The sequence below is a fragment of the Brevundimonas sp. LjRoot202 genome, assembly GCF_964253355.1.
Lineage (GTDB): Bacteria > Pseudomonadota > Alphaproteobacteria > Caulobacterales > Caulobacteraceae > Brevundimonas.
This window is the reverse complement of sequence record NZ_CAXUQW020000011.1, coordinates 24035-37853: the sequence shown is the minus strand read 5'-3', so window position 1 is coordinate 37853 and position 13819 is coordinate 24035. Positions and strand designations below refer to the sequence as shown.

Annotated in this window: 16 protein-coding genes and 1 tRNA gene; 8 read left to right on the top strand and 9 right to left on the bottom strand. The window is 68.1% G+C overall.

The features are described 5' to 3' along the window. Positions 1–81: 81 nt before the first annotated feature. From ACSQ1L_RS13740 to folE, 3 genes are all read right to left on the bottom strand, one after another. On the bottom strand, positions 82–513 hold the full coding sequence (locus ACSQ1L_RS13740; protein WP_435995532.1) for a biopolymer transporter ExbD: 432 nt from the start codon (positions 511–513) through the stop codon (positions 82–84). Between the two features lie 156 nt (positions 514–669). After that, positions 670–1113 (bottom strand): biopolymer transporter ExbD, encoded by a 444-nt coding sequence (locus tag ACSQ1L_RS13735; RefSeq protein WP_435995530.1) that lies wholly within the window; start codon positions 1111–1113, stop codon positions 670–672. A 164-nt stretch (positions 1114–1277) separates the two neighbouring features. After that, entirely contained in the window at positions 1278–1895 is a 618-nt protein-coding gene (gene folE / locus ACSQ1L_RS13730) for a GTP cyclohydrolase I FolE (protein ID WP_435995528.1), read from the bottom strand. 164 nt (positions 1896–2059) lie between these two features. Between folE and cysS the strand changes: the two genes are divergently transcribed. Next, positions 2060–3469, top strand: coding sequence for a cysteine--tRNA ligase (cysS, locus tag ACSQ1L_RS13725; RefSeq protein ID WP_435995526.1), 1410 nt, complete (start codon positions 2060–2062; stop codon positions 3467–3469). A gap of 775 nt (positions 3470–4244) precedes the next feature. Here the strand turns inward: cysS and ACSQ1L_RS13720 are convergent. The 3 genes from ACSQ1L_RS13720 to ACSQ1L_RS13710 are packed head-to-tail and all read right to left on the bottom strand — an operon-like array spanning position 4245 to position 6739. Then, positions 4245–4457, bottom strand: coding sequence for a hypothetical protein (locus tag ACSQ1L_RS13720; protein WP_435995524.1), 213 nt, complete (start codon positions 4455–4457; stop codon positions 4245–4247). Between the two features lie 11 nt (positions 4458–4468). Then, complete coding sequence (locus ACSQ1L_RS13715) at positions 4469–4915, bottom strand: hypothetical protein (RefSeq protein ID WP_435995522.1); 447 nt, start codon at positions 4913–4915, stop codon at positions 4469–4471. Between the two features lie 36 nt (positions 4916–4951). Further along, positions 4952–6739 (bottom strand): tetratricopeptide repeat protein, encoded by a 1788-nt coding sequence (locus ACSQ1L_RS13710; RefSeq protein WP_435995520.1) that lies wholly within the window; start codon positions 6737–6739, stop codon positions 4952–4954. A 128-nt stretch (positions 6740–6867) separates the two neighbouring features. Between ACSQ1L_RS13710 and flbT the strand changes: the two genes are divergently transcribed. Both flbT and flaF read left to right on the top strand, forming a co-directional pair. Continuing rightward, the gene (gene flbT / locus ACSQ1L_RS13705) at positions 6868–7290 is read left to right on the top strand and encodes a flagellar biosynthesis repressor FlbT (protein WP_435995518.1); all 423 of its coding nucleotides are present in this window, start codon (positions 6868–6870) and stop codon (positions 7288–7290) included. Next, on the top strand, positions 7250–7618 hold the full coding sequence (gene flaF / locus ACSQ1L_RS13700; RefSeq protein WP_435995516.1) for a flagellar biosynthesis regulator FlaF: 369 nt from the start codon (positions 7250–7252) through the stop codon (positions 7616–7618). The genes flbT and flaF overlap by 41 nt, the downstream gene beginning before the upstream one ends. 12 nt (positions 7619–7630) lie before the next feature. On the opposite strand, the gene ACSQ1L_RS13695 is transcribed toward flaF, so the two are convergent. After that, positions 7631–8914: a lytic murein transglycosylase gene (locus ACSQ1L_RS13695; RefSeq protein ID WP_435995514.1), complete on the bottom strand. Its 1284-nt coding sequence runs from the start codon at positions 8912–8914 to the stop codon at positions 7631–7633. A gap of 198 nt (positions 8915–9112) precedes the next feature. Here ACSQ1L_RS13695 and ACSQ1L_RS13690 point away from each other — a divergent pair. Next, positions 9113–9189, top strand: a tRNA-Ala gene (locus ACSQ1L_RS13690). 42 nt (positions 9190–9231) lie between these two features. On the opposite strand, the gene ACSQ1L_RS13685 is transcribed toward ACSQ1L_RS13690, so the two are convergent. Beyond that, complete coding sequence (locus ACSQ1L_RS13685; RefSeq protein WP_435995512.1) at positions 9232–9711, bottom strand: Lrp/AsnC family transcriptional regulator; 480 nt, start codon at positions 9709–9711, stop codon at positions 9232–9234. A gap of 64 nt (positions 9712–9775) precedes the next feature. Here ACSQ1L_RS13685 and ACSQ1L_RS13680 point away from each other — a divergent pair, with 64 nt between their 5' ends. From ACSQ1L_RS13680 to ACSQ1L_RS13665, 4 genes are all read left to right on the top strand, one after another. Next, the gene (locus tag ACSQ1L_RS13680; RefSeq protein ID WP_435995510.1) at positions 9776–9931 is read left to right on the top strand and encodes a hypothetical protein; all 156 of its coding nucleotides are present in this window, start codon (positions 9776–9778) and stop codon (positions 9929–9931) included. 153 nt (positions 9932–10084) lie between these two features. After that, a complete protein-coding gene (gene ykgO / locus ACSQ1L_RS13675; RefSeq protein WP_168044709.1) occupies positions 10085–10210 on the top strand; it encodes a type B 50S ribosomal protein L36 in 126 nt (41 codons plus the stop codon). A 172-nt stretch (positions 10211–10382) separates the two neighbouring features. Then, entirely contained in the window at positions 10383–10658 is a 276-nt protein-coding gene (locus tag ACSQ1L_RS13670) for a DUF2312 domain-containing protein (RefSeq protein ID WP_168044708.1), read from the top strand. A gap of 13 nt (positions 10659–10671) precedes the next feature. Next, the gene (locus ACSQ1L_RS13665) at positions 10672–10995 is read left to right on the top strand and encodes a hypothetical protein (RefSeq protein ID WP_435995536.1); all 324 of its coding nucleotides are present in this window, start codon (positions 10672–10674) and stop codon (positions 10993–10995) included. On the opposite strand, the gene ACSQ1L_RS13660 is transcribed toward ACSQ1L_RS13665, so the two are convergent. Next, a complete protein-coding gene (locus ACSQ1L_RS13660; protein ID WP_435995509.1) occupies positions 10996–13785 on the bottom strand; it encodes a TonB-dependent receptor in 2790 nt (929 codons plus the stop codon). Between the last annotated feature and the right edge of the window lie 34 nt (positions 13786–13819).

The window sequence follows — 13819 nt, the reverse complement described above, 5'->3', positions numbered from 1 at the left end:
CCGGCGAACGGCCCTACCAGCCGGCCGCCGCCGAGCCCGCCGCCCCGGACCGCCCGCGTCAGTCGGTGCAGTAGACGCCGCCTATTCGATATCCTCGTTGAGCAGGCCGACCTGGGTGAAGCCGTTGGCGTTCAGGCCGTTCATGACCGACATGAACTGCTCGTAGGAGACGTCGGGCTCGGCGCGGACGAAGACGTGCCGATCCCTGCAGTCGCCGCCGCCCAGGGCCGCACACACGTCAGCGGGCAGGGCGGCGAGCGACGTTGGACGCTCGGCGATGAACAGCGATCCGGACCGCTGGATGGTGATGTAGACCGGCTCCTTCTGCACCGTCTTCGGCGCCTCCGGCGGCGGCAGGTCCAGCTTCAGCGACACCGTGGCCATCGGCGCGGCGACCATGAAGATGATCAGCAGCACCAGCATGATGTCCACGAACGGCGTGACGTTGATTTCGGCATTGTGCCCGGTGGCGTCGGCGGCATGGCCTGCGGCGCCCGAAAGTCGCGTTCCCATCCTTCGTCCTCCCTGTCGCCGGCGCGAGATGCCGGCGCCGCAATGTCGAGCTTGGCGGGCGACATTTGTGCGGCCGCGGGAAGGCCGGATGGCGGCCACGAAAAAGGGCCGCGTCCTTGCCGGACGCGGCCCCTGATCGTTGAACGGGCGTGAACCCTATTCGATGTCTTCGTTCAGCAGGCCGACCTTGAAGAAGCCCTTGGACTGCAGCTCGTTCATGACTTCCATGAACTGGTTGTAGGTGACTTCCGGATCGGCGCGGACGAACACGCGCTCTTGCTTGCAGCCCGGGTTGCCGCCGCCGAGGGCGGTGCAGACGTCGGCCGACAGGCCTTCCAGCGTGGTCTGCTGGGCGGCGATGAAGATCGAGCCGGTTTCCTGGATGGTGATGTAGACCGGATCCTTCTGCGGCTGGTCCGGCGGCGGCGGAACCGCCGGCGGCAGGTCGAGGCGGATCGACACGGTGGCCATCGGCGCGGCGACCATGAAGATGATCAGCAGCACCAGCATGATATCGACGAACGGCGTGACGTTGATGTCGGCGTTCTGTTCAATGGTGTGGGCTTTTCCACCACCGGGTCCGGAAAGTTTGGCGGCCATCCGCTGTTGTTCTCCATCAGGCCCGGCGCGACACGCGGCGAGCGACGCTGAAAGCTTCGGTCCGTCTCTTGGCGTTCCCGGCCCGGCTTGTAAAGCGGGTTCAGGGCGAAGACGGTTCCCTCGAGGGTTCCGTCTTCGTTTTTCGCTTGGGAGGCGAGCCGGCTTCAGCCCTTGGCGAGCTTCAGGAACCGGTCCTTCAGCGCCGCGTCGGACTTGAAGGCCCCAGTGAACCGCGTCGTGATGGTTGAAACATGGCGATGGTGCACCCCGCGGGTGGTCATGCACTGGTGTTCGGCGTCGATCAGAATGGCGACCCCGGCCGGCTGCAGGTGCGATTCGATGGCCTCGGCGATCAGCTGGGTCAGGGTTTCCTGGGTCTGCAGGCGGCGCGAGAAGATCTCGACCACCCGCGCCAGCTTGGAGATGCCGACCACCTTCTCGTTGGGGATGTAGGCGACATAGGCCTTGCCCAGGAACGGAGCCATGTGGTGCTCGCAGTGGCTCTCGACCTCGATGTCGCGCAGCAGGACCATGTCGTCATAACCCTGGACGTCCTCGAAGGTGCGGCTCAGCTCCTTCTCGACGTCGGCGTCGTAGCCGTCGAACCATTCCCCATAGGCGTCGACGACCCGTTTGGGCGTGTCGATCAGGCCGGGGCGGTCCGGATCGTCCCCGGCCCAGGCGAGCAGGGTGCGCACGGCCTTCAGGGCCTCCTCGCGCGACGGGCGGCGGGATTCGTCGTTGTCGCCGATCAGGACGGGCTTGACGGGGGTGACGCTCATTCTCGATCTCTGAAGCGGCGAAGTAGCGCCGGGGCGAAGGCCACCGGAAGGACGCGCGCCGCTCTCCCTTTATTCTCCGCCGACATACTGTCGAGTATGCGGCAAGCGGGCTATATGGGCGATCCCGTTCGTATCGCAAGAAAACTCAAGGCGCCTGCTGCCCCATGCCGCTGACGATCCACGACACCCTGCAGCGCGAAAAGCGCGTGTTCACGCCGCGCGACCCGGAGCGGGTGACCCTCTACGTCTGCGGCCCCACGGTCTATGACTACGCCCACATCGGCAACGCCCGCCCGCCGGTGGTGTTCGACGTGCTGGTGCGGCTGCTGCGCCGGACCTACGGCGCGGACAAGGTGATCTACGCCCGCAACGTCACCGACGTGGACGACAAGATCAACGCCAAGGCGGCGAAGGAGGGCACGCCCATCGGCGATGTCACCTCGCGCTACGAAGCGGCCTATCTCGAGGACATGGCGCGTCTGAACGTCAGCCCGCCGGATATCGCCCCGCACGTCACCGATCACATGGGCGCCATCGTCACCCAGATTGGCGCGATCATGGACCAGGGCTGCGCCTACGCCGCCGAGGGCCATGTGCTGTTCGACGTCTCGTCCTACGAAGCCTACGGCCGCCTCTCGGGCCGCAATCTCGACGACATGATCGCCGGGGCCCGGGTCGAGGTCGCGCCGTACAAGAAGAACCCGCACGACTTCGTGCTCTGGAAGCCGTCGAAGCCGGGCGAGCCGTCGTGGCCGTCGCCGTGGGGCGAGGGGCGCCCGGGCTGGCACATCGAATGCTCGGCCATGATCGAGGAGACGCTGGGCCTGCCGATCGACATCCACGGCGGCGGCATCGATCTGGTGTTTCCGCACCACGAGAACGAGATCGCCCAGGGCGTCTGCGCCCATGGCTGCGCTTCTGACCCCGCGGCCCATGCCGAATACAGCCGCTACTGGATGCACAACGGCTTCCTGACCGTCGACGCGGAGAAGATGTCCAAGTCGATCGGCAACGTCCTGCTGCTGCACGACCTCGTCCAGTCGATCCCGGGCGAGGTGGTCCGCTGGGCCCTGCTGAGCGCCCACTACCGGCAGCCGCTGGACTGGAATCAGGCCCTGCTGGACCAGAGTCGCAAGGCGCTGGATCGTCTCTACGGCGCCCTGCACCGCGCGGCGGGCGTCGAGGCCAACGGCGACGAACCGCCGGCTGATTTCCTCAAGGCCATCGAGGACGACATCAACACCCCGGGCGCCATGGCGACCCTGTTCGCCCTGTCCAGCGAGATCGAACGCGGCATGACGGCGGGCGACCACGGCGTCGTGGCCCGCGCCAAGGGCGAACTGATCGCCGCCGCCGCCATCCTCGGCGTGCTTCAGTCGGACCCGGCGGGCTGGCTGGAGGGCGATGTCTCCGACGACCTGCGCACCGAGGTCGAGGCCCTCCTCGAACAACGCGCCGCCGCCCGCGCGGCGAAGGACTGGCCCGAAGCCGACCGCATACGCGACCGGCTGAACGCCCTGAATGTCGTGGTCATGGACGGCCCGGACGGGGCGACGTGGCGGGTGAAGGGGTAGGGCGGCGCGCTTCCCTTCCTTTCGTCATCCCCCGGCAAGCCGCGCAGCGGCGCAGACCGGGGGACCCAGCGGCGCGCGCGAGCGCGAAACTGTCGGGAGCGCCCGTGCGTGAACAGATCGCCTTCGGCGCCGCTGGGTCCCCCGGTCTCGCTGCGCTTGCCGGGGGATGACGAAAAAAGGGGAATGCTGCGCTGCAAATCCGCGCCCAACCTCCCTAATCTTTACCGCCAACCTCTTGTTTTCAGGCCGGATCGAAAATTCCCAGCGTCCTGAGCCCGCCGTAGGAAGAACCCGGCCCATACTCCTGCCCATCCCGTTCGGTGGGGAGGGCGTCGGATCCACGTTCCTCGATGGCGGCGGGCTGTGGTCGAGCGATGAAGCCCGGGCGAAGGAGAGTTCGGGGGTCCTCGCGGAGGTCGATGGATGGCCTTTCGCTTGCTCGCCGCGCGCCTTGAGGTGCGGGTTGCTGACGTCGTCCAGAACGGCGCCATGTCCGCCCCGCGTCGGCTCCGGCAACGGTGTCGGCGCGATCCGTCAAAGGCCCGAACGCAGGGCCGCCAGTCGGAGGGCGTGTGGAAAACGGCCGCGCGGGGCAGTCTGCTTCGTCGAAACGGTTACACAATCACACACCGGGCGAGGCCCGGCTGTCCCGCTCCCTTCCCAACCGCTTGCCCGCAAGCGGCGAAGAGTCATGCCCATTGTCATCGCGGCCGAGGCGCCCGAAGGACGACGCGAGCCGGGACGGTCTTTGACAATCGAACCCCCGACGAACGCCTCAGGTGATCCGCTTCACCGACACCGGGTCGCTGGCCGGGAAGGTCTCCTCGACGCCTTCGTCGACCAGAGCTTCCTGGCGGCTTTCGGCGTGCCGCTCTTCCTCGTGGAGTTGATCGGGCTTGTCGCGTTCGGGCTTGGCCCGGCGGACGGCGCTGACATCGTCAGGCCTCGCCTGTTGGTGGTCAGTCCGGCCGTCATGTTCGTTGGTCATCGTCTGGCTCCTCAATCCCGGGGATGGTCTTCATCGCCGTCGGGCCCGTAGCCGAGGTCGGTGATGTCGTCGTCGGACAGGCGTTTCGCTTCCCAGTGCGCGGCGCTGGCCTGCGCGCCGCGCGAGTTGCGCATCAGGCCGGCGTAGACCAGTTCGACCTCGTCCGGCCCGCGCGCGCCCTGGCTCTCCCCGTCGATCTCGGTCAGCCGTTCGCCGTCAACGCCCAGCAGGGCGTCGGCCTCGGCCTCGATGCCCGAGGCGCCGAGCTCCTCGTCGAGGTCTTCTTCCTCGTCCTCGTCGAACTCTTCCTCGTCGGCGTCGCCGTCGGCCTGGGTGACGTCCAGCACCGGATCGGCCTCGTCTGGCAGGATATCGCCGTCGCCCTCATCGTCGATGTGGGTTTCGTCAAACACTTCAGACTGTTCCTGATCGTCGGAGTAGTCGTCGAGTTCGGGCATGCGAACCTCCCTGTACGGGAGATCAACGCCGCTCCGCTATCGCGTGTTCCCCGCCGCCACCGCTTCGTCGAGCGCCGTCCGGATGCGGCCGATCGCGCCCTCCCAGTCCGCGAAGCTGTCACGCCGGAAGAAGCGGAGGTGCGGGTAGAAGGGGTATTTGTCAGTGGCCAGATAGTGCCAGTCGTCGGGGGCGGTGATCATCCAGGTGTTCGCGCCGACGGCCGCCGCCAGGTTGGTCCCGGCGATGCCCGGGCCGATCACCAGATCAAGCGCCGCCGACAGGGCCGCGACGTCCTCCAGATCGTTGCGCAGGTCGATCGGCGGGGTCCAGATCGACACCCCCGCCGCCTCGGCCGCCGCCAGATCTTCCGAGACGTCGCCGCACTGCAGGTTGACCATCACCGCGCCGGGGGTGGTCAGCACCGGCGCCCAGCGTTCGAAGCTGGAGAAGTAGCGGGCCCGCGAGCCGCTCAGGACCAGGCTCTTCCAGTGCAGGCCGACCTTGAAGCCGGGGCCGAGCTTTTCCAGTTCCGCCTTCCAGTGCGCCACCTTGCCGGCGTCGGGAACCAGATAGCCGCGCCGGTCCGGGAAGGCGTCGATCGAGGGACGATACACCGCCAGCAGCGACGCCATCGGGATCCATGTGTCGACGCCGCCCTCCAGTTCCTCGGCGAAGGGTACGTAGCGGGTGATCCGCCCTTCCAGCTTGACGGACCTGTGCCCGCCGACGACCGCGGCGGGGAAGGCGCGCTGGAACAGGCCGGTCAGGCGGGGCTCGACCGCTACATAAATCCGCCCCTCCGGCCCCACCGCCTCGATGGCGTCGGCGATGCAGGTCCCGAACACCATTTCGTCGGCGATGCCCTGTTCCCCGACGATCAACAGCCGCTTGCCGCGCACGTCTTCGGTCTTCGGATCCCACCGCGGCGCGTTGACCGCCACCCGCATGGATTCGGGCAGGTGCGGGTCCAGTCGGACCTCATAAGCCTCGAAACCTTCGGAGATGCGGCCCAGCGTCATCAGCAGCATGGCCCGGGCCATGGTCATCATGGCCCGCTCGTAGGGGCTCTCCGCGCCGGGCAGGGCGGCGTCGATGTCCTCCAGCGCGCCATGGGCGTCGCCGAGCGGCTGGCGCGCGTTGGCGCGGTTGTAGCGGGCCTTGGCGAAGGCGGGATCGTGCCGCAGCGCCTCTTCGAAGAAGGTCAGGGCGGTGTCCATGTCGCCCTGGTCGCTCAGCACCGTGCCGAGCGTGTTCCACAGCACCGGCGACTCCGGCTCCACGCCCAGCATGGCCCGCAGGGTCTCGACCGCGTCGCCGTAGCGCTTCTGGTCGCGCAATACGCAGGCGAGGTTGTTGGTCGCCTCGATATGGCCGGGGTCGGCGGCGAGATATTTCAGCAGCAGCTTCTCGGCGATGTCGAGATAGCCCATCTGCTGGGCCAGGCGGCCGAGGTCGTGGGCGACGTAGGTCTCGTTGGGCAGCAGCTTCAGCGCCGCCTCATAGGCCAGCAGTGCCTGGCCCAGATCGCCCGACTTCTCGCGGCAGATGGCCAGCACGTGCCAGGCCAGGCCGCTGGTCTCGTCCATGTTGAGCGCCTCGAGCGCCCGCTTCGCGCCGAGCTCGAATGCTCCGGCCCGGACGGCGACGAGCGCGGCCTTCAGCTTGTCCAGCGCCTTGCGCTGCGCCTTGGCCGCCAGCCTCGGATTGGCCAGCTGGCGGGAGAGTTTGCGGATCGCCTCGGGCGAGGCCGAGTCACCGGCGACGCCCTGGGCGGCGGGGGCGAAGGCGTGAATCTGCTCGGGCGACAACTCGACGGCGGACATGCGGTGATCCTGCGGTGATCGCCAACCTTTGCCGGCCGGATCACAAGGGATGGTTAACCACGAATGTTTAGCGTGCGTTCGTTCCCGGCTTCCTAACGTCGCCGTGCGCCTGTGAGGAGACGCCCCGAATGCCGCTGAAGCTGTCGCTCAAGCCCGGCGAGAAGTTCGTGCTCAATGGAGCCGTCGTCCAGAACGGCGACCGCCGCGGCGTTCTCATCCTGCAGAACAAGGCCAGCGTGCTGCGCGAGAAGGACATCCTCCAGCCCGAGGACGTCAACACGCCGGCGAGGCGCGTCTATTTTCCGGTCATGATGATGTACCTGGACGAGAGCGCGGCGCCCAAGGTGTATGACGAATTCGCCATGCGCCTGACCGAGTTCATGGGCGCGACGCGCAATCCGCAGGTGCTGGCCGACTGCGTCGCCGCCTCGCGCCACGTGATGGCGCGCGAATACTACAAGGCGCTGATGGCCGCCCGGAAATTGGTTGATTACGAGGAAGGTCTGGCGAATGTCGCTTCAGGCGTACAAGACAGCCGCGACGCGGGCTGAAAGCCCGCGCGAGATGGAGTACCGGCTGTTCGGGCAGGTGACCCGGGCGCTGATGCACGCCTCGACCGTGGGCGCCGACGACGTCGCCACGCGCATCGACGCCCTGGACTGGAACCGGCGGCTGTGGTCGACGCTGGCCACCGACTGCTCCAATCCCGACAACGCCATGGACAAGGGCCTGCGGGCGCAGATCATCTCGATCAGCCTGTTCGTCAGCCGGCATTCCTCGGCGGTCATGCGCGGCGAGGACACCTTCGAGGCCCTGATCGACATCAACAAGATGGTCATGCAGGGACTGGCCGGGCCCGGAACGGCCCAGGCCGCCTAGGCCCTCACCCCGTCATCCCGCCCGGCGGATCAGCTCGTCGGCCAGTTCGGCGGTCAGATAGCCGTCCGCCAGACGCCCCGTGGCCATCTGCCAGCGGCGCAGGGCCGCGCGGGTGTTGGCCCCGATCACGCCGTCGATGCCCTGGGTGTCATAGCCCATCGCCGTCAGGGCGCGCTGGGCCCCGATCCGCTGGTCTCGCGACAGGGGGCCGTCGTCGGGCCAACTGGCGACCAGGCCCGGACGCCCCTGAATGCCGTCGGCGGTCAGTCCGATCGCCAGGGCGTAGCTGACCGAGTTGTTGTAGCGACGGATGACGTAGTGGTTCGGCAGGGCCAGAAAGGCGGGCCCGCGCGCCCCCTGCGGCAGCAGGATGGTGGCCTCCTCACGCGCCTCGGCGGCGTTCGGCGCGCCGCCATGGGCGAGCTTGACCCCGCGCGCGGCCCAGTACGACCACGGATGGCGCGGCCCCTCGGCTTCCGAATAGTCGAAGTTGGACGGCAGAACGACCTCGTAGCCCCAGCCCTGACCGCGCTTCCATCCCGCCTGGGACAGGAGGTTGGCGGCCGAGGCGAGGGCGTCTGCGTCGGAGCCCCAGATGTCGACCTTGCCGTCCTCGTTCTGGTCGACGCCCAGGCGCAGGTAGTTGTCGGGCATGAACTGGGTCTGACCCATGGCTCCGGCCCAACTGCCCTTCAGCCCGGCCCGCGACCGGCGGCCGTCGATGACGATGTCGAGTGCGTCCTTCAGCTGGGCTTCGGCCCAGTCGCGCCGCCGGCCGTCATAGGCCAGCGTCGCCAGGGAGCGGATCACGTCGTTGTCGCCCTGAACCTGACCGAAGGAGGACTCCTGGGCCCAGATGGCGACGAGGATTTCGGACGGAACGCCGTAGCGCTCGACCACCGACAACGGCACCCGCTCGGTGCGCTGGCGGCCCTGGGCGATCCGGGTGGCCGTGACGGCGTTCTGGACGTAGGCGCCGGCGGGACGGCTGAACTCGGGCTGGTTGCGGTCCAGCCGAACCACCGAGGGGTCGGGGGTCAAGCCGGCCAGCTCGCGCTCGTAGGCGGCGCGGCGGACGCCGCCGTGACGGTCGAGGAAGCCCTGCTTCCAGCCCTCGAAGCCGGCTTGATCGCCGGCGGGCGCGGGCGCGGGCGCCGGCGTCGGCGCGGGCCCGGGCGCCGGGGCGGAGGGCTGGACCGGCGCGGGGGCGGGAAGCGCGATGGGCGGCGGCTCCGGCAGCATGGGCGCGCAGGCGGCGACGGTTCCGATGAGGAGGAGGCGGAGGCTGAAACGCATGATTCCCAAGCTAGTCTCCCCGACGGGCGGGGCCTCATAACAAGTCCGCGAGACAAAGCCGCCTCGCGCCGAGGCCTACAGCGCCTGGGTGGAGAAAGCGTTGCCGTCCGATTCCCCGTTCAGCGTCATTAACCCTCATTCTCCTTGGCCCGGTAACCTGTTCGGGCGCAAAACCCAGCGGCTCTCTGAGACCGATATGGCCTGGTGGCGGAGGGGCGACGCGTCGGGCCCGCAAGCCCGAAGACCCTCCGTTCAACTCGGAGGCCAGGCCTCCAGTCCGAGCCCGCCAGCAGGCCTCGTGAACGTCCATCCCGGCCCTAGTTGTCGGGAATGGGGTATCCCATGAAACGCTTGGGCTTCTTCATCAGGACGTGTGTCACGACCTTGTCGACGCCCAGATCCCGGACGATCAGGTCTTCGGCCAGGGACGTCCAGGCGGGCATGTCGCGCACCACGACCTTGATCAGGTAGTCGAAGGCCCCGCTGACGGACGACGCCTCCACGATCTCGGGGATGTCCGTGATCGCCGCCTCGAACCTGGCCATGTCCGCAGGGTGGTGCCCCTTCATCCAGATTTCGACGAACAGGATGAGACTGGCGTCCAGGCTCCACGGATTGAGTCGCGCGCCGTAGCCCTCGATCACCCCGGCCGCCTCCAGGCGCCGGAGCCGCGCAAGACAGGCGCTCGGCGAAAGCGCCACCTGCTCCGCCAGGGCCTGGTTGGTGATCCGGCCGTCGACCTGGAGTTTCGCCAGGATCCGGCGGTCAATCCGGTCAAGCGTAGGTAATGCTGTCATGGGCGCATCCTGCCGCATGATCTGCGGTTTCCACAGAGGTCTTCCGTCACACCCGCGATACCTGTTGGCCTATCCTCTCTTTATCGCCGCAGGATTTGCGGCTGACATGTTGGAGGCGACGATGACGAAGAAGGATTATTTCGAAACGACGTTGTTTGCGGCCACCCTCTTCATCGGCCTGCCGTTCGCGATCGTGATGGCGATCCTGCTGGCGGGATGACACGCCATTGTCCGGCATGGAGCCGGTCCGCCTTCCGTCATGGCGGACCGCCATCTACCGGTTGACGCCAGCGGCCGCCGTCTCTATACGCACCGCTCCGCCGCAGGTTCGTCCCGCGGCTTTTCTGTTTTGCTTTGCCTCAGGACGACGACCATGAAGGTCCGCAGCTCGCTCAAGTCGCTCAAGGGTCGCCACCGCGACTGCAAGGTCGTGCGCCGCAAGGGCGTGGTCTATGTGATCAACAAGACCGACCCGCGCTTCAAGGCGAAGCAGGGCTGATCCTGCGCATCATCAGGCCGCGACCGTGTCGCGGCCGGTAGCGCACGAGGATGGTCTATCCACAGGTCGCGGGCTTTGTCCGCGGCCTTTTTCGTGCCCGATGTTGAGCCGGCCGGGCAGGCGTGGTTAGCGTCCGGCCTCGTTCCCGTTCCCGCTTTTCAGGAGTCCGCCCGTGGCCGACGACGCATCCTTCGACGCCAGCCCCGACGTCCTGACCTCGGCCGCCCAGGGGCGGCTGCGCACCGTCATCGAACGGCTCGAGCGGCTGGAAGAGGATAAGGCCGCGGTCATGGCCGACATGAAGGAGGTCTTCGCCGAAGCCAAGGGCGAGGGCTACGACGTCAAGATCCTGCGCAAGGTCATCCGCATCCGCAAGCAGGACAAGGCCAAGCGCCAGGAAGAGGACGCCATCCTCGACCTCTACATGTCCGCCCTCGGCGAGATCTGACGGGAGGCGGGGGCTGAAACGCAAACCTCCGCCGTCACCGTTCGAAGCGCAGCGGAAAGCCGCCCAGCGCGCCGCTCTCAACGCCCTCAGACGCGCCCGCCGCTCGGCCGAGAAGGCGGGCGTTTCGCTGTCCGAATGGGAGGGCGAGTTCCTCGATTCGGTGTCCGAGCGGGTCAAGACCCACGGCCGCGCCTTCGGCGACCCCGAACTGGGCGCGCCCGGTCAGGCCCTGTCGTCCATGCAGGGCCGCAAGCTCAAGGAGATCGCCGCCAAGGCGAAGGGGGAGGAGCCGAAGCGGCGCTGGGGGCGCAAGGCTCCCAGGCCGCCGGACACCTGATCAGAACAGGATCTTTCGCAGCGAGATGCCGATGCTCCGGCCCTCGGGGTCGAGGAAGTCCGGCTGATAGTTCAGCGGCGTGTCGCCGGCGCTGCTGGTGACCTCGGTGCGGCTGTCGAACAGGTTGCGGACCCCGACCTGCAGGCGCGCGCCCTTGAGCCACGGATACTTTTCGACCCAGCTGGTCTGGGCGCCGAGATCCACGAACAGGTTCAGGTTGATGGTGGTCTGGTCCGAGAATTCGAGGTCCGGCCCCGTGCCGCCGTCGACCCGGGTGCCGTCGCGCCAGTTGCCGTTGAGGAAGGCGCCCATGCCGTTCTTGAATACGCCGAGCTGGCCCTGGATCTCATGACGCGGGCTGCCGCCGCGGCTCGAAGTGGCGGCGCCGTCCAGCAGGTCGAGGACGGGCAGGCCCTCGGCGATCAGGATCTCATCCTGCATGCGCCAGGTATGATAAAGCGAGACCATGAAGCGCCCCTGGCCGGGCTGCATGCCGCCGCCCCGCCCACGGCCGCCGCCGCCGCCGCCGACGCGAACCGTCGGGCCGTCGCCGTCGCGGCGCCCTCCGGCGCGGGGGCGGTCCCCACCGCCAGGACCACCGCTGATGACGATCGGGCCGCCCATGCGCGGCCCCGGCGCGGCGCCGTCGGCGGCCGGCGGCGGGGGCGTCGGGGTCCCGAAAGCCTTCGAGAAGTTAAAGCCGGTGCGGAGGTCTTCGCGTTCGGCGCGGGCGAAATTCAGCGGCCGGGCGTCGATGGAGACCAGGTTGCCGGCCGGATCACGCGTGAAGCGGCCGGGCAGGGCGGCCTCAAGCTCCGAGGTGATGGTCGGGAAGCTGTTGATCGAGTCGTCGACGGCGTTGCGCGTCCACGTCGAGCTGATCTTCAGATCCTCGTCCGTCAGCGGCTCCAGGGTGATCCCGAGCTTCCAGGTGCGGCGGGTCTCCGCGTCGAGGCCGGGATTGCCGCCGTCGATCCGCGTGACCTGCACGGTCTCATTGGTGCGGAAGTCGAACACCGGAACGTTTGGCGTATCGGTCACCGGGTTGTTGAGCTGACTGATGCTCGGGGAACCCTCCTCGTCGGTGAAGCTGGCCAGGAAGGACAGTTTCTCGATCGGCGACCAGTTGACCGTCGCGCCGAAGATCGACAGACCGCCGAAATCGGACAGATCCTCAAAGCCGGCGTTGACGCTGACCGAAAGGTCGCCGAGCAGGGGCAGGACTTCCGAGCGGCGGCTGGCGATGGGGAAGTTGACGTTGGTCAGGCCACTGACGCGGTCCCGCGACTGTTTGCGATCGGTGGTCACGCCGCCGCGGGTGCTGGTGGAATCCAGCGACAGGGTGTCGGCGCCGACCGTGAAGGTCGTGGAGACGTCGCCAGCGGGGAGCTCCCAGAGGTCGCCCGTCAGCACCAGTTCCGTGTCGAGCCGCTGGGACACCGAGCGCGCCGTGTCATTGGCGATGCGGGTGAAGTCGGCTGGGGCGAGCGCGCCGAACGGATTGGCGGCGGCGTCGCCGGCGTCGAGCCGGGCCTGGAAGGGGCTGGCCTGGTCATCGTAGCCGCGGCCCGTGACGGTGTCGGTTTCGGCGCGTGTGAACTCGCCGTTCAGGGTCCAGCGCCAGTCCTCTCCGAGGAAGCCGTCCAGCAGGACGCCGACCTCGCCGGTTAGCGAATCCGTCTGGCGGCGCAAAGCCGCGGCGTCGTCCAGATAACGGTAGACCAGCACGTCGTCGGCGAACGGCGAGAAGGGGTTTCCGTCGGGCAGGGCGAGCGTCACGCCGGGCAGACCATTGAAGCTGCGGCTGCCTTCATCCTTCAGGCTGGCGCTGACGGTCATCGAGGTGTCGCCGTTGAGGTCGGTCTTCACCGTACCGCCGGCCGAAGAGCTCTCGCTGGCCGACATCAGGGTGCGGTAGGCTCCCAGGTCGCCGGTGCGGGGATCGCCATAGGCGGCGGCGAAGTCGTTCAGGGCGAAACCGGCGGTCGGGACCGGGGCGACCGTCGCCGTTTCGCCGACCAGACCCGACAGGGCGGGATCGATCTCCGTTCCGAAGGGATCACCCGAAATATTGCCGATCAGGTCGTAGGGCGCGGACCCCGGATCGCGGATCAGATCGCGCTCGCTCTCGAACAGCGCCGTGCTGCGCTCGTGTTCGAGCTCCATCGACCAGCGCCGGGCGCCCGAGATGCGCAGGACGTTGGCGTCCAGTTCCGTCGTCGTGCGGCCGCCGGCGGTGGGCACGCGCCCCTCGATCTCGGTGGTCAGCGAACGGAAATTCGACTTGAGGACGAAATTCACCACGCGCTGGTCGGCCCGGTAGCCGTACTCCAGGGCGACCTCTTCGGGCAGGATGTCGACCCGCTCGATGGCCTCGGGCGGCAGGCCGCGGATTTCGCGGAAGCCCGAGATGCGCCGGCCGTTGACCAGCATGACCGGCTGGCCGCCCGACCCGCGCGAGCTGCGGGTGACCGGCTCCAGATAGGTCAGGAGTTCGGCGATGCTGCCGGCCCCGTAAGCCTGGATTTCCTCGGCGCTGAGGGTGAGGTCCGGCGGGATGTCGCTGTCGACGCTGCCCCGGGGGCGCTGGCCGGTGACGTTGACGGTGCCGAGATCGACAGCGCCCTCCAAATCCTCCGCCGTTGCGGCCGGAGCGGGTTCGTCTTCCTGGGGAGCCGTCTGACCGGCGGGTTGCCGGGGTTGTTGCTGCGGCGCGGGGGCGGCCGGAGCCGGCGCGGTCTGGATGGCCCCGGCGAGCAGGCCGGACAGGGCGGTGGTCACGAGCAGCATGGGACGGCGTTCCGGGAGGAGAGACTATGCGTTG